Source organism: Paenibacillus sp. ATY16, assembly GCF_003399985.2.
Classification (GTDB): domain Bacteria; phylum Bacillota; class Bacilli; order Paenibacillales; family Paenibacillaceae; genus Pristimantibacillus; species Pristimantibacillus glycanilyticus.
In genome coordinates, this window is record NZ_NMOK02000025.1 from 65796 (window position 1) to 85781 (window position 19986).

17 protein-coding genes are annotated in these 19986 nt (G+C 50.3%); 10 read left to right on the forward strand and 7 right to left on the reverse strand.

Translation table 11 applies throughout. The features are described from left to right. Positions 1-16: 16 nt before the first annotated feature. The 3 genes from CFI03_RS31105 to aroC form a co-directional block, all read right to left on the reverse strand. On the reverse strand, positions 17-3697 hold the full coding sequence (locus CFI03_RS31105) for a rhamnogalacturonan lyase family protein (protein ID WP_283094571.1): 3681 nt from the start codon (positions 3695-3697) through the stop codon (positions 17-19). Positions 3698-3975: 278 nt separating this feature from the next. After that, complete coding sequence (locus CFI03_RS16365) at positions 3976-4659, reverse strand: TerC family protein (RefSeq protein ID WP_248758040.1); 684 nt, start codon at positions 4657-4659, stop codon at positions 3976-3978. A gap of 101 nt (positions 4660-4760) precedes the next feature. Next, positions 4761-5816 (reverse strand): chorismate synthase, encoded by a 1056-nt coding sequence (aroC, locus tag CFI03_RS16370; RefSeq protein ID WP_201004899.1) that lies wholly within the window; start codon positions 5814-5816, stop codon positions 4761-4763. Between the two features lie 107 nt (positions 5817-5923). Between aroC and CFI03_RS16375 the strand changes: the two genes are divergently transcribed. The 4 genes from CFI03_RS16375 to trhO (CFI03_RS16390) all read left to right on the forward strand — a co-directional run bounded on the left by CFI03_RS16375 (position 5924) and on the right by trhO (CFI03_RS16390) (position 8998). After that, complete coding sequence (locus CFI03_RS16375; RefSeq protein WP_248758041.1) at positions 5924-6817, forward strand: LysR family transcriptional regulator; 894 nt, start codon at positions 5924-5926, stop codon at positions 6815-6817. A gap of 101 nt (positions 6818-6918) precedes the next feature. Further along, positions 6919-7839 (forward strand): oxygen-dependent tRNA uridine(34) hydroxylase TrhO, encoded by a 921-nt coding sequence (gene trhO, locus CFI03_RS16380; protein WP_248758042.1) that lies wholly within the window; start codon positions 6919-6921, stop codon positions 7837-7839. A 6-nt stretch (positions 7840-7845) separates the two neighbouring features. Then, complete coding sequence (locus CFI03_RS16385) at positions 7846-8100, forward strand: DUF1450 domain-containing protein (protein WP_015843630.1); 255 nt, start codon at positions 7846-7848, stop codon at positions 8098-8100. Between the two features lie 4 nt (positions 8101-8104). Further along, entirely contained in the window at positions 8105-8998 is an 894-nt protein-coding gene (gene trhO, locus CFI03_RS16390) for an oxygen-dependent tRNA uridine(34) hydroxylase TrhO (protein WP_248758043.1), read from the forward strand. 188 nt (positions 8999-9186) lie between these two features. Here trhO (CFI03_RS16390) and CFI03_RS16395 read toward each other — a convergent pair whose 3' ends face one another. Beyond that, entirely contained in the window at positions 9187-9708 is a 522-nt protein-coding gene (locus CFI03_RS16395; RefSeq protein ID WP_248758044.1) for a GNAT family N-acetyltransferase, read from the reverse strand. Between the two features lie 150 nt (positions 9709-9858). Between CFI03_RS16395 and CFI03_RS16400 the strand changes: the two genes are divergently transcribed. Next, a complete protein-coding gene (locus CFI03_RS16400; RefSeq protein ID WP_127493970.1) occupies positions 9859-10233 on the forward strand; it encodes a MerR family transcriptional regulator in 375 nt (124 codons plus the stop codon). Next, positions 10230-10991, forward strand: a complete 762-nt coding sequence (locus CFI03_RS16405) for an SDR family oxidoreductase (protein ID WP_248758045.1) — start codon at positions 10230-10232, stop codon at positions 10989-10991. Before CFI03_RS16400 ends, CFI03_RS16405 begins: the two co-directional genes overlap by 4 nt. A gap of 273 nt (positions 10992-11264) precedes the next feature. On the opposite strand, the gene CFI03_RS16410 is transcribed toward CFI03_RS16405, so the two are convergent. Next, entirely contained in the window at positions 11265-12881 is a 1617-nt protein-coding gene (locus tag CFI03_RS16410) for a response regulator (protein WP_248758046.1), read from the reverse strand. Then, positions 12878-14710, reverse strand: a complete 1833-nt coding sequence (locus CFI03_RS16415; RefSeq protein WP_248758047.1) for a cache domain-containing sensor histidine kinase — start codon at positions 14708-14710, stop codon at positions 12878-12880. The genes CFI03_RS16410 and CFI03_RS16415 overlap by 4 nt, the downstream gene beginning before the upstream one ends. Before the next feature lie 129 nt (positions 14711-14839). Here CFI03_RS16415 and CFI03_RS16420 point away from each other — a divergent pair, with 129 nt between their 5' ends. The 4 genes from CFI03_RS16420 to CFI03_RS16435 all read left to right on the forward strand — a co-directional run bounded on the left by CFI03_RS16420 (position 14840) and on the right by CFI03_RS16435 (position 19077). Further along, positions 14840-15727 carry a carbohydrate ABC transporter permease gene (locus CFI03_RS16420; RefSeq protein WP_127493959.1) on the forward strand — a complete coding sequence of 296 codons (888 nt, stop codon included), beginning with the start codon at positions 14840-14842 and terminating at the stop codon, positions 15725-15727. After that, entirely contained in the window at positions 15728-16558 is an 831-nt protein-coding gene (locus CFI03_RS16425) for a carbohydrate ABC transporter permease (RefSeq protein ID WP_248758048.1), read from the forward strand. It begins immediately after the preceding gene. 120 nt (positions 16559-16678) lie between these two features. Beyond that, the gene (locus tag CFI03_RS16430; RefSeq protein WP_248758049.1) at positions 16679-17992 is read left to right on the forward strand and encodes an ABC transporter substrate-binding protein; all 1314 of its coding nucleotides are present in this window, start codon (positions 16679-16681) and stop codon (positions 17990-17992) included. A gap of 140 nt (positions 17993-18132) precedes the next feature. Further along, positions 18133-19077 carry a ribose-phosphate diphosphokinase gene (locus CFI03_RS16435; protein ID WP_248758050.1) on the forward strand — a complete coding sequence of 315 codons (945 nt, stop codon included), beginning with the start codon at positions 18133-18135 and terminating at the stop codon, positions 19075-19077. Between the two features lie 277 nt (positions 19078-19354). Here CFI03_RS16435 and CFI03_RS16440 read toward each other — a convergent pair whose 3' ends face one another. Beyond that, positions 19355-19921: an NUDIX domain-containing protein gene (locus tag CFI03_RS16440; protein ID WP_248758051.1), complete on the reverse strand. Its 567-nt coding sequence runs from the start codon at positions 19919-19921 to the stop codon at positions 19355-19357. Positions 19922-19986 lie beyond the last annotated feature (65 nt).

Genomic DNA, 19986 nt, shown 5'->3' on the forward strand with positions numbered 1-19986 from the left:
CTTTTTAATTTATCCCCTATTCCTTTGTGCCGGACTGATCGTGAGGCACGATAACTGTCACGGACTTCTCCGTTACGTTGCCCGCTTTGTCCGTTGCCATGTACTTGATCGTATACGTACGTCCATCCTTATTGCCGGACTTCTCCGCTCTCAGCTTAAAGTCTTGATCAAGCATACCGAATTCAGCCCCTTGAATATCCGCATTCGCTCCTTCCGCAAGCTTCTCATTGCTTGTAATGGAGCTTAATACGACCGAATCGACGCCTGACGCAAGGTCCGTGCTTTTCACAACGGCTTTTACGTCAACCAGCTTATGATTAGCCGGCCATAACTCGGTTTTATCCAGTACTACATTCAGCTCGGGCGCTGTCTTATCGATCTGAATCTTAACCGTATGCGGAGCTTCCGCATTCCCCTTATCATCTTTGCTCCAATAAATAAGGGTATGAACACCGTCCTCCGTTATTTGAACGGCAGTCCCTTTCTGCTCAGCTCCACCGTCCAACGTATAGTAGGTAGCGTTAACGCCGGAAATGCTATCGTTAGCCGTTAAGTTTACCGTCACATTATGATTAACCCAACCTGCCGGCGCATTATCGGTTGTAGCCGGAGCCGTGTTGTCGACGAGGTAAATGTTTGGAGCATCCGGCTTCTTCATTCCGTTGCCCAGGTAAAAGCTTGTATGCGGCGGCTGGTTATAGCCGGTGTTCTGCCAAGCTATGCCTAACCGGTATACCGGATCATGCATCAGCGTGCGGATCTTCTGATCCGTTACGTCCGTCGTTGTATAAATGCGAAGCGCACTGCTGTCTTCCGTTCTGACAACCACCTCTTCCCTCCAGTCACCAAGCAGATCGGCTTGCAGAGACGGGTTGCCTTTTGTTCCGTTATTGGAATACGTACCGGTAAACGTCTCTAACCGGACAAGCGAGCTATTCTCGTAGTCCCATTTGTCGATCTTCGGCACGCCATTGCCTGTTGCAGCGTTCCAATCATGATCAAGCAGCTCGCGGCTTAAATCGCCGTCCCACCAGATCGCAAAGTTGGAGGTAGGAATTTGGGTGGAAATTTTGGTGCCTTCCGCGTTAAACATAAAGCCGCTTGAGTTACTTTCCGTTGCGGCCGACTTCGTGGCGTCAATGGCCCAGGACTCTTCTCCCTCGTATCTTGGATCCACGTCCGCGGACAAGCCGCGGCCGGTATCCGCGCCAATCTGGGGCTGTCCGTATAACGGCTTCCCTGTCCGCGCGTCAATCATCGTTGCCGAATACGGAGCGCCTGTCTCCTCCTGCACCGTCCACAGCTCTAGACCGAGATGGGAAGGAATCAGATCGCCGAGATGCATGGCGTCGCCATGGCCCAGCTTCGTATTCCACAACAAAGTGCCGTCATCGTTAATAGCCGTATTGCCGGTTACGATCTCGTCCTTGCCGTCCGCATCGATATCGGCCACGCTCAGCTGATGGTTGCCTTGTCCGTAACCCGGATTCGGAGAGTCAAATTTCCACAGCTTGCTTAGTTCCCCGTCTCTCCAGTCGTACGCCACCAGTACCATCCGCGTGTAATAGCCGCGCTGCAGGATCAAGCTTGGATGCACACCGTCCAGATAAGCAATCGCTGCTCCAAAACGGTCAATCCGATTGCCGTACGTATCTCCCCAATCACCGATATTGCCTCTTGGCGGATCATAATCCTCCGTATCCAGTGCCTTGCCCGTTGCTCCTTCAAAGATCGTAAAAAACTCCGGCCCGTCAAGGACGTATCCGCTTGAATTTCGGTAATCAGCCGCTGCATCGCCAATTACGTTCCCCGTACCGTCAACCGTTCCGTCCGCGGTACGCGCGGCTACCTCTGCCTTGCCGTCTCCATCCAGGTCATACACCATCGGATGCAAATAATGGGCACCTGATCGGATATTTGGACCCATGTCGATTCTCCATAGTCGCGTACCGTCCATTTTGTACGCGTCCAGATACGTATTGCCGGTAATACCCGCTTGGGAGTTGTCCTTCGAGTTGCTTGGATCCCACTTCAATACGATTTCGTATTTGCCGTCTCCGTCCAGATCGCCTACGGATGCGTCATTCGCTCGATACGTGTAAGCTTCGCCAGCGCTAGTCACGCCATCGGCAGGCTTATCCAGCGGTACGTTCAAATAATTCGTATTCCAAGACCGTACCGACTCGGACGGCGCTTGTTCCGCACCGTTCACAACCGCCCGGATCGCATAAGACGAATCCGCCGTTCCAGACTCATCCACATAGTTTGTGCTGGATTGAACCGGAGCAGAGTTGATTTTAACCCCGTCGCGGTATACGTTAAAGCCGATATTATCCGGTTCCGTGCCAAGGAATCTCCATGAGAGGAAGACATGTCCATCCTGCTCTACGGCTACAAGTCCGCGATCCAAGTCTTCCATCTGCCGGGCCGGCAGCAGCTGCGGCTTGGCCTTCACGGTTACGGGAGCTGAATCTGTCAGCTCTTCTCCCTCATACGCGTAAACACCCTTGACGTTAAACGTATACTCCGTACCATTATCAAGGCCGTCAACAGTTGCGATATACGTTCCTTTTGGCACCGCAGCGACCAGTGTCTCCGTACCGTCTTCATTAACGATGTAGATATTGGCCTCTTTGTAATCCGGATCAATTGGAGCCTTCCAGCCTATTAGCACCTTGCCGTCATGGCCTTCCGCGGCCACATCCGTTACAACGGGAGCCTTGTCCAATTTTTTGACATTAATCGTGTAAGTACGGGCTACATCCGTATATTGCTTGGAAGCAACCGTAATGCTTACTGGCGAGGATGCACCGTTAATCGGCACGTCAATCGAGGAACCGCTTTCAACGGTTGAGCTGCCAACATTCAGTTGAACGCCTTCCGCATAGCTCGCCGTTGGCGTCACGGTCAGGACGCTTGCGGAATAAGGCACATCGATTGTGTAGTTGTTATTTGTCGGGTCAAAAGCAAAGGGAGGAGCATAATCGCCGGCTTTAAGCTGAACATTGGTCAAAGCCAGATCAAGCGCCGTGACTTTCATATTCGCCAGGTTGTACCGGCCTCCGCCCGCATTGGTGAAGAAGCCGAAGCTACTGATCCGTTCTCTGGCGCTGTAGAAATTTTCATTGGTGTTAACCGTATTGCCCGTATTTAAATCCTTGATCGATAAGGTATATTTTTTCTGCGGAATATTGTAAACGAAGGTAAACCTGTACCAATGCGTCGTGTCATACGTGACGAGGGTTGGTCCGTTCTGCATTTTGATCACGCCGCCATCCATCACCATACGGGTAACGGCTGCGTTTGTGGCGTTTACTTTCCCTTCCATCACCCAGAAGGTTCCGCCTTTGCTTGTAGGCATATTAAGGTCAAACTGCAGAATCATACCTCCTGTCTGAGGCGTAAAACGTTGACCGAAATAAGAGGAGCCGGTCAGATCATGGCTGATTGCAACGTATTGCTGATGGGTATCCGAATTGTTAACGACCTCAACAACCGGTGCCGTTCCTTCCTTCGTCCAATTGTTACCGCTTCCAATTATCAGCGCGCCAACAGGATAAGCAGAGAAATCTTCATCAACTACTGCCGTGTCTGCGGCAAGTACAGGAGTAACATGAAGCGGTATGAGCAGTGTAGAGAGTAAGCAGATAAGAAGAAGCTTTGCCAAAGGATGTCTGCGGCGTTTGGCCTGCATCATTTTCAACCTCCAATTCATAGTAACAATCATAGGTAAAGATGGGGAATCCGTCTGCTCCTCCTTTCTTATCCTCTCGACTAGTACCCGTTACCTGAATTTCACGGTATGCTTATCTTGTTGAAATTGAAATCCGAACCATGCCCATTGTAAGGGAACAACTAGGAAATCTCTATGCAATTATCAGGGATAAAGGTATAAAAATCAGTGTATTCTTCATTAAAAAAAAAAAAAAAAAACCGACATTAGAGCCTGTCCGCTCTAACGTCGGTTTTTCCGCTTTATTCGTGCGCGGCCTGAGGATGCTTCTTCTTCCATGCGTTCGTCCAAAGTCCCGCGCCGAGCACCGCAACAACCGCTATGGCGATCACGAGCCACTTGACGACCTGATTTTCTTCGAACCAAGCCTTCCACGCCGGCTCATGCGTAATCATCTTGGATGCCGTATAAGCCAGTACGGCCGAGCCAGCGTAAATGATCCATGGGAATTTGCTGAGCAGCTTGATAAACAAGGTGCTTCCCCATACCACGATCGGAATACTGATAATCAGACCTATAATGACTAACAGCGTATGTCCCTGAGCGGCGCCCGCAACGGCAATGACGTTATCGAGCCCCATTGCCGCATCCGCTATAATAATCGTCCATACGGAACCCCAAAGCGTACTCCCCGCCTTAATGTTCTCATGATCTTCTTCCTGTACAAGCAGCTTGTACGCGATCCAGAGAAGAATAACGCCGCCGGCTACAAGCAGCCAAGGGATATTAAGCAGATACACAACCAGCACGGTTGCAACGATCCGCAGCAGAATCGCCCCGCAGGTACCGTACAGGATAGCTTTCTTCTGCGTCTCCTTCGGAAGCCGCTTCGCCGCCATTCCGATCACGATCGCATTATCGCCAGCCAATATAAGATCAATAAATACAATGGACAGTAGTGTGGTCAGAAATTCAAACGGCGTCAAGTCCAATTCCCCTTCTTTCTTGCTTGATAAACCATAACATCCATCATTATAGTTTATTTTTTGCGAGGGATGTAATATTTATTGATAAAATAAAATTAATGTTAGTCATGCAAAGCCGTATGGCGTTTGTACAAATCCTCAAGCACCATGCAAGCCATCGCTTCCACTACCGGCACAACGCGCGGGCAGATGCACGGATCGTGACGTCCAAGCGTTTGAATGGTATGCTCGTTGCCTTCTTCGTCAACCGTTTGCTGCGGGAGCGAGATCGACGACGTTGGTTTAACCGCGATACGGAAAACAATATCCTGCCCCGTGCTGATACCGCCAACAATCCCGCCGGCATTATTGGTCAGGAAGCCGTTTGCGTCCATTTCATCGTTATGCTCGCTGCCGAACATCGTTGTTGCCGCAAATCCCGCGCCAAACTCGATGCCTTTAACCGCACCGATGGACAGCATCGCTTTCGCAAGCTCCGCGTCCAGCTTATCGAATGCCGGCTCGCCGATCCCCGGCTTCACGCCGCGGATAATGCATTCCACCACGCCGCCGCAGCTGTTGCCTTTAGCAGCCAGATCCTCCACGAGCGTTACCATTCTTTCCGCGGCGTTCAGATCGGCTGCGCGCATCGGATTTTTCTCGATAACGGATTCGTCAAACGTCTCGCATTTGATGCCGCCAGCTTCTTTCGTGTACGCAACGATGGATACGCCGCGGCGTTCCAGAAGCTTGCGCGCGATAGCGCCTGCAGCCACGCGGCCCGCCGTTTCGCGGCCCGATGCCCGGCCGCTTCCGCGGTGATCGCGGTGACCGTATTTTTGCACGTAAGTGAAATCGGCATGACCCGGACGGAACAGCTTGCGGTTCGCCTCGTAGTCCTTGGACTTCATGTCGGTATTGTTCAGCATAACGGCCAGCGGAGCGCCCGTTGTTTTGCCTTCGAACACGCCCGACAGGATGCGGATAATATCGTATTCTTTGCGCGGTGTCGTAACCGAGGACTGACCCGGCTTGCGTCGGTCCATCTGGACTTGAATATCCGCTTCCGTTAGCTCTACTCCCGGAGTAACGCCGTCAATAATAACGCCTACCGCCTCGCCGTGCGATTCGCCAAACGTGGTCATTTTGAAATGAGTGCCAAAGCTGCTTCCTGACATATGAAAAACCAACCTTTCTCTTTTGACTATATGGATTAATTTTATTATAATTTCAAATGTGCAATAAATGAAATCACAATTCAATAGCCTTGCAATAGAGAGGGTTTATGCCAAACAAATTAAATAACTTAGAAAGCTACCGGATTTTTTTGTACACGGCAAGGACGGGCAACTTTACGAAAGCAGCCGAAATTCTGCATGTCACCCAGCCATCGGTCAGCTATGCGATCAAGCAGCTGGAGGATTCCTTTGGCGTCAAATTATTCGACCGCGGCTCGAAAGGCGTCAAGCTTACCATTGAAGGCAAAGCGCTGCTGGACTATATCGAGCAATCCTTCCATCTTATCGAGCGCGGGGAACGCAAGCTGCTGGAGCTTGCCAACTTGCATGGAGGCGACCTTCGCATCGGAGCAAGCGGTCCGATTATCAAGCATATTCTGCTTCCTTATATAGATAAGTTTCATGCCGAGCATCCGAATGTGCGCATTCGTCTCCAACAAAGCAAGACTAACGAGATTTCCAAGCAGTTAAAGGAAGAGAATATCGATCTTGGCTTTGTCCATCTTCCGTTTGACGATCAAGAATTGGCTATTCAGCCGCTGATGTCCATTCAGGACTGTTTCCTTGTCGGCGAGGCTTATAAGGAACTGGCAGTCGATGCCGTCTCGGTCCGCGAGCTGCTTAAGCTTCCTTTATTATTGCCTACGGCAGGCAGCAGTACACGACTCTTTGTCGAGCAATGGCTGGCCGGACATGGCATCTATAAGGAACCGGACATTGAGCTGACCAGTACGGAGATGATTATCGAGTTCGCGCAGAGGGGTTACGGCACCGCGTTTCTTACCCGCCGGTTTGCCCAGCAGGAGCTGAATAACGGAACGCTGTTCGAGGTGAAATTGACGGAGGCTTTGCCTTCCCGCGCGATTGGCGTGGTTACCCGAAAAGACGCCACTTTGCCCGCCTGCTCGTCCATTTTCCTCAAAGAGGTAATGGACCAATAAATAGGCATGAAAGTTCAACAGAATGCCTTGGAATCGTTGTTGACTAAGTGATTTAAGAGTTTTAACATATAATGATAATCTTATATAATGGAGCGTTAGACATGAGCGAAAACAAACCTTACCGTATCCTTTTGTACTATAAATATGTTCACATCGACAACCCTGCCGAGCTTACCGCGGAGCATCTTCAATTCTGCAAGGATCTTGGCATTAAAGGCCGTATTCTGATCTCCGAGCAAGGCATCAACGGCACTTGCTCCGGCACGATTGAACAGACGGATGCCTACATCGAGCATATGCGCCAGAACCCGCTGTTTGCCGATATGGTGTATAAGATTGACGAGTCCGAGGGTCATGTATTCAAGAAGATCTTCGTTCGTCACAAGAAAGAGCTCGTTACCCTTCGTTACGACAAGAAGCTTGATCCAAACGTCCGCACGGGCAAGCATTTGTCGCCGAAGGAATTCCACGAGCAGCTGCAGCAAGATGACGTTATTATTATCGACGGCCGCAACGATTATGAATACGATATCGGACACTTCCGCGGCGCGATTCGCCCAACGGTAGAATCCTTCCGCGAGTTCCCCGAATGGATCCGCAAGAATCTGCCGGAAGACGCGAAGAACAAAAAGATTCTCACGTATTGCACGGGCGGAATCCGCTGCGAGACGCTGACCGGCGTTCTTCTCGAGGAAGGCTTCTCGGATGTTAATCAGCTGGAAGGCGGTATCATCACTTACGGCAAGGACGAAGAGGTAAAAGGTCATCTGTGGGATGGCAAATGTTACGTATTCGATGAGCGTATCTCCGTGCCAATCAACCGGACGGAAGAGGATATTATCGTCGGCAAATGCTATCACTGCGGCAAACCGGAAGATCGCTACATCAACTGCGCGGACGACCTCTGCCATCGCAAGCATATTTGCTGCCCCGAGTGTGAAGCGGAGCATGAGAGCTACTGCGCGCCTGAATGCAAAGTGAACGACGAAGCACGCAAATTGAAAGTTATTTCTGGTCGGTGATTAATTATGGGACTTGGGTTAGTTGTTGTTGAGGTATGTACCCGCAACGAAATGGCACTGCTGCCTCTTGAGGAGCTTGAGGAGAAATTTCCTGAAGCGGCGGTCATGCGCACGGATTGCCTCAATATGTGCAATCTATGCCGCGCAAGGCCTTATGCAATGGTGAATGAGAACCGGATTTACGCGGGCACCAAGGAAGAATGCCTCAAGCAGGTGGAAGAAGCCGTGCAAGAGGAAATCAAACAGTTTTTTGGAGAGTAAGCCAATGACCGAAAATACCGAAAATAAACCTTACCGCATACTGCTTTATTATAAATACGTGCATATCGAGAATCCCGAGCAGGTAACGGCCGAGCATCTCCGCTTCTGCAAAGAGCTTGGCATAAAGGGCCGCATTCTCATCTCCGATCAAGGCATTAACGGCACTTGCTCCGGCACGATCGAGCAGACCGATGCCTATGTGGCGTATATGAATGAACATCCATTATTTAAGGATATCACTTATAAGATCGACGAGTCCGAAGGACATGTGTTCAAAAAGCTTTTCGTCCGCCACAAGAACGAGCTTGTCACTTTGCGCTACAAGAAAAAGATGGATCCGAATGTCCTGACGGGCAAACGGCTGTCTCCGAAGGAATTTTACGAGCAGCTTCAGCAGGAAGATGTCATTATCATTGACGGCCGGAACGATTACGAATACGATATCGGCCACTTCCGCGGCGCAATCCGCCCAACGGTAGAATCGTTCCGCGAGTTTCCGGAATGGATTCGCAAGAACCTTCCGGAGGACGCGAAAAATAAGCCCATTCTGACCTACTGCACCGGCGGTATTCGCTGCGAGACGCTAACCGGCGTTCTAATGGAGGAGGGCTTTACGGACGTAGCCCAGCTGGAGGGCGGTATCGTCACTTACGGCAAGGATGAAGAAGTTAAAGGCCGATTATGGGACGGCAAATGCTACGTCTTTGATGACCGGATTTCCGTGCCGATCAATCGGACGGAAGAAGATGTCGTCATCGGCAAATGCCATCATTGCGGCAAACCGGAAGACCGCTACGTCAATTGCGCGAATGTGACCTGCGACAAGCGTCATATCTGCTGCGAGGAATGCGAAGCGGAGCATAATCGTCACTGCTCGGAAGAGTGCAAACCGCATTAATAAATGAGCGCCGCAGGATGATTCCTGCGGCGCTTCTTTCGTCTAATGCCTGATTAGATCCTCGCTGATTCCCCGGAATCAAACTTGCCTGCAATCCGCGGACCTTAACGATGCGAGGCATCGTTAAGCGCTCTGAAACTTAGATTTTCCAAGTCCTTAACGATACGCCGTATCGTTAAGCCATCATGTTACGTTACTAGCTCTTTCACCATATAAACCAGCAGCTCATCATCCACAAAGACGTCCGTGCCGGGTTTAACCTCGACATTATTGTAGGTCAGCCCGTTGCCATCCATGACGTATCCCCGTTTACCGTACAGTCGTTGGGCATTCCCGTAATCCTTATATAATCCGACGCCAAGCCCAATATACTTGAACGATTCCGATGTTTTGCGCTCCAGCTCGTCCAGCAGTTTGCTGGCGATCCCCTTTTTCCTGTACTCTTGAAATACGTTTAAATCATTTACTTCCGGTATATGCCGTTCGGCAAAATACGGGTATTTGGAATCGTAGATCAGATGACAGCAGCCCGCCAGCTCCTCACCGCAAAAGGCCATCAACGTTATTCTTTTCCCACCACGGTTCTCTTCCAAGCATCTGATATAATAATCGCCTTGCCGATACCATGGAAAATGTACGGCAAATTCCTTATTCAACATCTCGGCCTCGTCCAGGCTGGATAGCTGTCTCAGTGTAATCCTGTTAGTCATTTCAATACACCTCCGTGTAGAAATAAGACATATGGAGTATTTTACCATGAAGGTAAAAAGGCACAATAAATTCTTTTTTCAATTCGCTTGACTTAAACCAAGGTTTAAGTCGTATGATATTCCCGTCGACAACAAATTGGAGGACTCCAGATGAACTATTATTCCATTGGTGAAGCTGCTGCCAAATTAGATATACCGGAATCAACGATTCGTTACTATGAGAAAAAAGGACTTCTCCCGCTAATTGAGCGTGATCATGCGGGCAGAAGGTTATTTTCGGAAGATCAAATGACATTGCTTGGAACGGTCATGTGCTTAAAAAATACGAACATGCCCATCGATGAGATCAAGCAATATATCGATTGGGTCATTGAAGGCGCAAGCACGGTGACTCTTCGTCTTGACATGCTGAACAAGCATAAGCAGACGGTGCTGGCGCAAATGGCTTTAATGACGGAATCCCTTGAGGGAATCGAAGTGAAAATACAACGATATATCAAACAAACCCAGGAGGCGCTAATATGAAACTTACGGGAAATACGATACTCATCACAGGCGGAAGCACGGGGATTGGTCTAGCATTCGCGGAACGATTTATGAAAGCCGGAAATACGGTTATTGTTACAGGACGGCGCGAGCAAGTGCTTCAAGCCGCTCAAGACAAGCTGCCCGGCCTTATAACCAAAGCCAGCGATTTGAGCAATGAAGCCGAGCGGATCGCCCTGTATGATTGGGTGACTGCGAATTATCCGGCGACCAACGTGTTGGTTAACAATGCGGGGATTCAGCAGCGTTTCAACGTTCTAAAAGCGGATGTAAAGAACGACTGGGCGTATTTCAATAAAGAATTGACAACAAACATTGAAGCTCCCTTCCATCTTGCGATGCTGTTTGCTCCTTTTTTCGCGGAAAAAGAGGACGCGGCTATTATCAATGTGACATCCGGCCTGGCCTTTACGCCATTCGCCATTGCACCGATCTATTCGGCTACGAAGGCTGCTCTTCATTCCTTTACAATCAGCTTGAGACATCAGCTCTCGGCAACTTCCGTAGAAGTCATCGAGGTTGCCCCTCCGGCCGTTAATACCGATCTGGGCGGCGCGGGTCTCCATTTCCACGGCGAACCTCTCGATGCCTTCGCCGACGGTATCTTCCAAGGACTTGAGGAAGGCAAATCCGAGATCGGCTACGGCACCTCGGTAGACCGTCTCCGTATGTCACGCGACGATATCGATAAATACGCAGAGAATATGTATCACGCCACCAAAAACATGATCGAATAACCAACCAATCCTGCTACCCCTCAAAATCTAATTAACAAAACAAAGGAGCTGCCGCAACGGCCAGCTCCTTCTTTTTTATTCTTTTTTATTTTGAGCTACGACGGAGCTTTTGAATGATTCTGGAGAAGCTAAAAGCTTTCTGAAAGAAAGCTGCTTCGAAAGCATAGGCTTGAGTTCGCCTTTGCTCGGGGATTCCTACCTCAGAACATTACAACCAAGGAATCCCCGAGCAACAGCGATCGGAAGAACATTCAAAAGCGTAGTCGTACAGTCTCACAATTTCCTGTACTGGTTAGGCGACTGCCCCTCAAACTTCTTAAACACCTTGCTGAAATATTTATCGTCGTCATAACCGACCATCTCGGCGATCTGGGCGATCTTCAGATTCGGATTTTGCAGCAGCAGCTTCGCTTTCTCGACACGAATGCGGCCCAGGTAATCAAAAACATTCTCCCCCATCTCCTGCTTGAAGCGGCGGGAAATATATTCTCTGCTCAGATAGAATCTTTCGGAAATATCCTGAAGCGTAACCTCGCGATTATAATTCTGCTCCATGTATCTGGCAATGTCCCGCATAATGCTATGCTCTTTATTACCGCCGGCACCCGTAAGCGCAGCAAATGCAGTAAGCCCGTTAATCAACTCGCTGCGGCATAATTCCAAGGATAGTCTCCCATGCTCGTCCAGGAGTAAGAACAGCGGCAGACCAGGCTGCGGCGGTTCGGAACTTGCCGGCAATTCCTGCTTCGCGGCAAGCACCTGCCGCCATCGGCTCAGCATGGACTCGTATTCAAATCTCCACAGCTCGATCTGCTCCTGACTTATGGCTGGCAAAGCCTTGGCAGCCTCGAGGAAGCTCTCGACTGCGGTTTCAATATCCTTCTCCTTACCGCTCCATACCGCAAGCTTGAACCGCTCATCATAAGCCGAGATACTTAAAGAATTAACTCCTGCCTTGAAGCTTGGATCACTCTTATGAATGTAGCTGCTCTCCGCCAGCAAATTACGCTGTTTAAGCGCTGTACGCGCAGCTTGGTAAGATAAAGACAACCCGCTGGGAAAAGGCTGTGCCTGCCCCACTCCATAATGAAACCGCCCGTGAATCGACTTTACGATCCCTTCCGTTATGAGAGTCAGTAAAGCTTCCCATTCTGCCAGCCGGTCCCAGAGCAAAATGATAATCTCATGGTCGCTGTTCCAATACCGGAAGGCGAAGCCGCCATTTTTTTGCTTTAATATCTCGTTGCACACATTAATCAGGCAGAAAGTAAGCAGATCCCGGTTGCCGTCAAACTTCCGGGAGATCTGTGGTTCAAGCATTCCCGTGCTAAGAATAATGACTTGGCATTGCTCAACGTCTTCCAGCCCGAACTCATCTTTGAGCACGGCAGGTACATTCACTTGCCCGCCAGCCCCGGCTTCGCTGATCATCGTCGAGAACAGCTTATCCCGGTACACCGGCTTAATTTGGTTGATTTCGATGCTGCGCTGCTGATCAAGCCTGCGGGCCTGATCCTCCTGCTCCCAGCTCTGCTTCGCTTTCTGTAGAGCCTCCATCAGCTGCTCCGGGTCAATCGGCTTCAGCAAATAATCCTGACCGCCGTATTTCATCGAGCTGCGCACCAGATGGAAATCGTCGTAGCCGCTGATGACGATCGTTTTGCTTTTTCGCCCCTGCTCTTTCATCCAGGCCAGCAGCTCTACCCCATCCCGGTTCGGCATTCGCATATCGGTAATGACAATTTCCGGCTGGATATTCCCCAGCACTTCAATGGCGGAATCGCCGTTATCGGCTTCGTAAATTTCATTGATTCCGAGCTGCTCCCAATCAATCAGCAGCTTAACCGCTTCGCGCACATGCTGTTCATCGTCTACAATGAGTATTTTCATGCTCGTTCCTCCAGCTCTTGCACAGGTATTCGCAGGGTCACGGTAAATCCGCCCGCAGGCGAAGAGTCAATGCTCATTTCCGCTTCCTCGTTGTAATATAGCTTCAGCCTCATCCAGACGTTGCTGATGCCGATGCTCTTCTGCTCCTCGAGCAGCGCTCCGGTGGAACGGAATAACAGCTGTCGCAGCTCCCGCAGCTTATCCGGATCCATCCCGCTTCCGTTATCCTCAATCCGGATCGTCAGCCAGCTTCCGTCGTCGGTAACTTCCGAGAACAACCGAAGAACGCCGCTGCGCCCCGAGTTCTCATAGCCATGTTTGAAATAGTTCTCGACAAGCGGCTGCAGCAGCATTTTGGGCACCTGTACCGACAGAGAGGCCGGATCAATCTCGTAATGCACCGTCAGCTGTTCGTTGAATCTTTGCTGCTGCAGCTCAAGATACGCCTTCGCATGATTCAGCTCCATCGAGAAAGGCACAATGGACTCGCTCGTGTTCATGTTGTATCTCATCATTTTCGCAATCGAAGTGATAAGCGTGTATACCTTTGGCGCCCCGGCATGAAGAGCCAGCGTCCCGATCGACTGCAGGGCATTGTACAGAAAATGCGGATTGATCTGCGCCTGCATCGCTCTCAGCTGATTCGTCTTATTGGCAATTTCCAGCCGGTATTCGCTGTTGATCAAGTCCCGTATCGTCTGAATCATCGTATTGAATCGCCTTGCCAATATGCCGATCTCGTCCTTCCGGTCAACCGGCACCACAACGTTGAAATTCCCGGACTGCACTTGGTTGATATGCCCGATAAGCCGCTTGATCGGCTTCGTGAACTGGTAGCTGACAAGGAAGCTTGCGATAACCGCGAGCACCATAAAGATCGCGATAACCGACGTATTTATCGTCCGGATCGCCGTTGCGCTCTCGTACAAATACGAGTACGGAAGCTGCTTCACCACGACCCAGTCCATGTAATTGGTACTGAGTGTATCATAAATGACGATGCCGGAAAAAGACTGATCTTTCCATTTGATCACGCCGTTATCCTGCTTGGAAGCAAGAACCTGATTCGTCCATTTCAGCTGGTCCTGGTCTTCCTGCCCGTTCACCGAGCACACGAAATTGCGGCTCCGGTCGATAATATACAGCTGCTCTTCGGAAGACATCGTCAGTTGCCGGCAGATCTGGTTCAGCTCATCCGATTGAACGTCCATCGACAAATAACCGATCACTTCGTCGCTAGGAGTCCGGATAATCGGGCGCCGCAAAGTGAAAACGCTTTCCTCTTTGACGGCATGACTCCAATCCAAATTATAATGCGCGCTTGTATGCGTAGCCTCCACAAACGGCTTCGGATTCGAGCCATGCTCCGTTGGCCATTCCAGCGGTTGATTAATCCCTCTTCGGAAAAACCCGCGAGCCATCAGATACGTCAGCTTGCCATCCCCGATCTGCAGCTGGATTTGATGAATCCCGTTTGTAGACTGATAAATATTCAGCATATGGGCGTAAATCTGCAAATTATTTTTCTCGTCGAACATCGGTACGTTTACGTTTGGCGACTGCCCACGTTCGATCAAGGCATACAGCGAATTGGACTTGTTAATGTTCAAGTACACGTCAAGCGAGCTCTCGTTGATCTTGTCCATATAGCCCAGAATGTTGTTTTTGCCAAGCGCCAGCAGGTTCTGATTCTCGTGAATCGACTGCTGCGTCACCTTATCCTTGATGTAATAATTCGAGATAATCATCGATACCGTAATCGGAATAATCGTGACGGCGAGCAAGAGCGCCATCAGCTTCCGGTTAATACTCGTTGCGAACGCAAACATGACGTCCTACCTCCAGGTCAATATATTACACCTAACCCATCATATCTATCGGTGGTTCAAATTTCAATAACTGTTTATAGTCTAGCTATGCACCGATACTTAAAGCCGCATTACGAAGGGGGACTCCAATTGAACTTACGAAAAAGATCAAACGAATGGATACAGCAGCTTGTATTTGTCGGACCGGGCATGATCGTCTTCACGATTATCGTGCTTATTCCGTTCCTGCTTGGCTTCTACTTTTCCTTCACGGAGTGGAATGGCCTGGATCTAGACAAAGCGAAATGGATCGGCATGGATAATCTCCACCGCATCTTTACGAACGACGACAAATTTTGGGCATCCTTTAAATTTACGCTGAAGTTTACGGTCGTGACCGTAGTCGTGACCAATATTCTGGCTCTTATCCTGGGGCTTCTGTTAACCCGGCCCATGCGGGGACGCAATACGCTCCGTACGATTTTCTTCCTGCCTAACATGATTGGCGGTATTCTTCTCGGTTACATCTGGCAGTTTATTTTCACCAAAGGCTTCAAAACCATCGGCGAAATGACGGGCTGGCACTTCTTCGAGCTTCCATGGCTCGGCACGCCGGAGACCGGCTTCTGGGGACTCGTTATCGTCTTCGTCTGGCAGACAACCGGCTACATGATGGTTATTTACATCGCGGCGATCGTTGGGGTACCGAAGGACTTGATGGAAGCCGCAACGATTGACGGAGCGACCTACTTCCAAACCGTCCGCAAGGTGATCATGCCGCTTGTTATGCCGGCCATTACGGTCTGCTTGTTCCTGACGACATCCGGCGCGTTCAAAATGTTCGACCTGAACCTTTCGCTTACCAAAGGCGGTCCGGGTACTTCCACCCAATCGCTTGCTTATAACATTTATGCCGAGGCGCTGGTCAACAACCGTTACGGGCTAGGCACCGCCAAAGCCATGCTGTTCTTCTTTGCAGTCTCCATTATTGCCGTCACGCAAGTGTGGCTGACCAAACGGAAGGAGGTAGAAGCGTAAATGACAGCTTCCCGTTCCCGGCTTTGGGCCGTTGCAGCTGCAGCTACCCTGCTCGCTCTGCTTTTCATTGCTCCTTTTTACTTCGTCCTTGTCAATTCGGTAAAAGCGCTTGGCGAGATTATGGTGGACGCCGCCTCGTTCCCGGACAAGTACCTGTTCTCGAATTACTCGAAGGTATGGGATATTATTAAATTCCCGAAAGCTTTGCTGAACTCGGTCCTGATCACCGGCATCAGCGTGACTGGCATCGTAATCATCAGCGCCATGACGGGCTACCGGCTTGTCCGCAAGCCAACCGTCTTTAACAAAATCCTGTTCACGGCATTTATCTCGGCCATGATCATTCCGTTCCAGTCGGTTATGCTTCAGCTGGTACGCGTAACAAGCTTCCTGGAGCTTAGGGCCAACATGTTCGGCATTGTCGTCTGTTATCTCGGCTTTGGCTTATCGCTTTCGGTCTTCCTGTTCCACGGCTTTATCAAAAGCGTCCCGCTTGAGATCGAAGAAGCGGCGGTAGTGGACGGCTGCTCGCCGTATGGCGTGTTCTGGAAAATCGTGTTCCCGCTGCTTCGCCCGATTATCGTAACGGTTATTATCCTTAACGGCTTGTGGATCTGGAACGACTACCTGCTGCCGGTGCTGATCATCGGTTCGAACAAGGATCTCACGACAATCCCGCTTGCGATTACCCGCTTCTTCGGGCAATATACGAAGCAATGGGATCTGGCTCTTGCCGGTCTTACTATGGGGATTATGCCGATCATCGTCATGTTCCTGATGCTGCAAAAGCATATTATCGAGGGAATCTCTTCGGGATCGCTCAAAGGGTGAAATCAATATTTTGCACTTTTCACGACAAAAACGTCTGTGTTTCTTGGCTTTCAGCTTCCATATAATCAAACTTGTAAAGAGAACCGCTAAAGCTTGACAAACCATGGGGAGGTTAACGAAATGAAAAAGCTTTCTATTCTTCTCGCTGCAGCAATCCTGACATTGACCGCTGCCGGCTGCGGTAACAACAGCAACAATGGCAATAACTCGGGCTCAGAAGCAAGCAACAAGCCTTCTGAATCCGCCAATGCGACATCGGAGGCTTCTACGGCTCCTAAGAAAGACGTTAAAATCAAAGTATTCCAATTCAAAGTGGAAATTGCCGACGCGCTTAACCGCATGGCGGAAGAATATGAGAAAGAGACCGGCGTTAAAGTCGAAGTCGAAACGCATGGCGGCGGCGAAGACTACAATGCCCTGCTGAAGGCTGAAATCGCTTCCGGCTCCGAACCGGAGATCTTTAACTCCGAAGGTTATGCAGCGCTTGAAGCTTACTATGACCGTGCGACGGACTTGTCCGGCGAGCCTTGGGCGAAAGACGTCATCCCTGCTGCTGCAGGACCTGCTCAAGTAGACGGCAAGCTGCTCGGCATGCCGATGAACATCGAGGGCTACGGCATTTTCTATAACAAGGACTTGTTCGAAAAAGCCGGCATCACTACCCTTCCTAAGACATTGACTGAGCTTGAGGACGCAGCGAAAAAACTGCAAGCAGCAGGCATTACGCCGTTCTCGACAACAAACGAATGGTGGTCGATCGGTCATCACACCATCAACGTTGGTCTTGCCGAACAGCCGGATCCAATCGCCTTCATCAACGGAACAAAAGACGGCAGCGCAAACTTCAAAGACAATGATGTATTCAAGAAATGGATTAACTACGTTGACGTTGTGTTCAAATACAGCCAGAAAGACAAGCTGACAACCGACTATGCGACGCAGGTTGCGAACTTCGCATCCGGCAAAGCAGCAATGATTCAACAAGGTAACTGGATCCAAGGCGACGTGGACAAAGTAGCGAAGCTGAACGTTGGCCTGCTCCCTATTCCGATTGACGACAGCGGCAATGCTCATATCTACACGGGTCCCGCAAACTTCTGGATCGTAAACAGCAAATCCAAAAACGCCGAAGAAGCGAAAAAATTCCTGGACTGGATGGTTACTTCGGACACAGGCAAATCGTACCTGACAAAAGAATTCAAATTCATCCCCGCCCTCACTTCCATCAAGCCTACAGCGGATGAAATCGGTCAAATGGGCGTTGCCGTATCCGAGCAAGCAGCAACTGCCGGCGGCTGGCATTGGGGCCGTTACCCTGACGGCGTGCCGCAAGGCTGGGGCGCTGCCATGCAGGAGTACCAAGGCGGATCGATTGATAAAGACCAGCTCTTCGACAAGCTGGAAAAAGCGATTCAAGATATCGTAGCGAAGTAGGCGAAGAACAGGTGGTCTTGAGAAGTCCCAAGCGGACTTTTCGAGGCCGCTTTCTTTTTTGGGCCTACCGGAATTTTGAATTTGTTTGGGGAAAGGCTATAATGGGACTATCTGTATATCGAACGTAAGGAGACTAGCGGATGCAAAATGTAAAAATCTTTTCCGGTTCCTCGAACCGCCCGCTCGCGGAAGAGCTATGCCGAAAACTTGACGTTCCTCTTGGAGACATTGAAATCTCCAGACTGGCAAGCGGAGAAATCAGTCTGCGTTACATAGAGTCGATTCGCTCGGCCCATGTTTATATCATTCAATCCTTGTCTCATCCGGTGAATGAGCATCTTGTTGAACTTATGATTATGATTGATGCGGCCAAACGGGCCTCCGCAAAAACAATCAATATCATCATGCCTTATTACGGTTATGCCCGTCAGGAACGGAAATCCGCTCCGCGCGAGCCGATTTCCGCCAAGCTGGTTGCCGATGTCCTGACGACCGTTGGCGCCGACCGTCTCATTACGGTTGACCTGCATGCCGATCCGATTCAGGGCTTTTTCGAAATTCCGGTCGATCATATTACCGCCCTTGATTTGATCACCGATTATTTGAAGAGCAAAAACATTAAAAACCCTGTCGTTGTCTCGCCGGATGCCGGACGCGCAACGACCGCGGAGAAGCTTGCCAACTACATGGACTGTCCGTTCGCGATTATGATCAAGAACCGCCCTGCCCACAATACGTCGAAAATTACGCATATTATCGGCGAAGTCGAAGGCATGACGCCGATTATTATCGAGGATTTGATCGATACGGGCGGCACCATTATCAAGGTTGTGGAAGCCTTGAACAAACGCGGTGCCAACGATGCTTATATCTGCGCCACTCACGGCCTGTTCTCGGAGAACGCGCTCGAGAAGCTGACGCATCCTTTCATTAAAGAGGTCGTGATTACGGACACGATAGCGATTGACCCGAACCATTCGGAGAAGTTTGTTGTTCTGCCAATGGCGGATCTGCTGGCGAATGCTTTGCGTATCATTAATAATGGCGGATCGATAAACCGGTTGTTTAAGACGAAGCAGATGTGATATTAAAAGGCATGCTTCAGGATGGGGATTACGGAAAAGTATCGCCTTGCGGCTGCTGTTGGTCTCGTGGGATTCTGAATGAATTTGATTAGGTGTATTCCCACGAAACCAAAGGCAGACGCTCCGCTCCTCCAGGCGATACATTTCCTCCACCCCACCTTTCGCACGCACCTTTAACTTCACAAACGCTTCGTCACACCTGTTTATCGGGTGTGGGAGTGGGAATAAAACAAGAGCCCCGGAATTGGATCCGGGGCTCTTTGTTGCCTCACCAGGCTTACATAGCCCGATAGAGGCCGTACTTTTTAAGGCTGTCGCGGATTGGTTTGGTATCCTCGGCCAAGCCGCCGTCGCCGCCGTTAAGGGCGAGATCGACCTGCCAGGCGGTCAAGTCGGCAACGTTCATGGACTCCATTTCCTCTAGGCTGAAGAAGCCCGCGCCGTCTACCTCCACGCCGTCCGGACGAGGCTCGCCGTCGATGTATTCCATTTCGAATGTTATGTAGACGTCATGCACCGAATGCGGCCGGTCGCGAATGCCGATAATTTTGGACACGATCGCGCGGACGCCCGTTTCTTCCCATACCTCGCGGGCAACCGAACCTCTAATCTGCTCGAACTGTTCAATGTAGCCGCCCGGCGTTGTCCAATAGCCTTTTCCCGGTTCATGGGCACGGCGGACCAGAAGTACCTTGTTATCCTTCACGACGCATGCTCCTACGCCGATGCTGTAATTACCCCAGTGAACGAAGCTGCAGCTTGGGCAAGCCTTGCGATCCTCCCCGCCAATCTCCCTTACTTCCAGCTTATCTCCACAAGCCATGCAAAAATTAATATTTTCCATGTGGAATTTCCCCCTCCGGCAAAATGGCAAACAATATAGAGATCATTATACCTTAGCTTTGCGGA

Bases quoted from the DNA above. Each gene is read 5' to 3' on its own strand.
- CFI03_RS31105 (WP_283094571.1), bottom strand. From the start codon at position 3,697: ATGATGCAGGCCAAACGCCGCAGACATCCTTTGGCAAAGCTTCTTCTT.
- aroC (WP_201004899.1), bottom strand. From the start codon at position 5,816: ATGTCAGGAAGCAGCTTTGGCACTCATTTCAAAATGACCACGTTTGGC.
- CFI03_RS16375 (WP_248758041.1), top strand. From the start codon at position 5,924: ATGCCAAACAAATTAAATAACTTAGAAAGCTACCGGATTTTTTTGTAC.
- trhO (WP_248758042.1), top strand. From the start codon at position 6,919: ATGAGCGAAAACAAACCTTACCGTATCCTTTTGTACTATAAATATGTT.
- CFI03_RS16385 (WP_015843630.1), top strand. From the start codon at position 7,846: ATGGGACTTGGGTTAGTTGTTGTTGAGGTATGTACCCGCAACGAAATG.
- trhO (WP_248758043.1), top strand. From the start codon at position 8,105: ATGACCGAAAATACCGAAAATAAACCTTACCGCATACTGCTTTATTAT.
- CFI03_RS16395 (WP_248758044.1), bottom strand. From the start codon at position 9,708: ATGACTAACAGGATTACACTGAGACAGCTATCCAGCCTGGACGAGGCC.
- CFI03_RS16400 (WP_127493970.1), top strand. From the start codon at position 9,859: ATGAACTATTATTCCATTGGTGAAGCTGCTGCCAAATTAGATATACCG.
- CFI03_RS16405 (WP_248758045.1), top strand. From the start codon at position 10,230: ATGAAACTTACGGGAAATACGATACTCATCACAGGCGGAAGCACGGGG.
- CFI03_RS16410 (WP_248758046.1), bottom strand. From the start codon at position 12,881: ATGAAAATACTCATTGTAGACGATGAACAGCATGTGCGCGAAGCGGTT.
- CFI03_RS16415 (WP_248758047.1), bottom strand. From the start codon at position 14,710: ATGTTTGCGTTCGCAACGAGTATTAACCGGAAGCTGATGGCGCTCTTG.
- CFI03_RS16425 (WP_248758048.1), top strand. From the start codon at position 15,728: ATGACAGCTTCCCGTTCCCGGCTTTGGGCCGTTGCAGCTGCAGCTACC.
- CFI03_RS16430 (WP_248758049.1), top strand. From the start codon at position 16,679: ATGAAAAAGCTTTCTATTCTTCTCGCTGCAGCAATCCTGACATTGACC.
- CFI03_RS16435 (WP_248758050.1), top strand. From the start codon at position 18,133: ATGCAAAATGTAAAAATCTTTTCCGGTTCCTCGAACCGCCCGCTCGCG.
- CFI03_RS16440 (WP_248758051.1), bottom strand. From the start codon at position 19,921: ATGGAAAATATTAATTTTTGCATGGCTTGTGGAGATAAGCTGGAAGTA.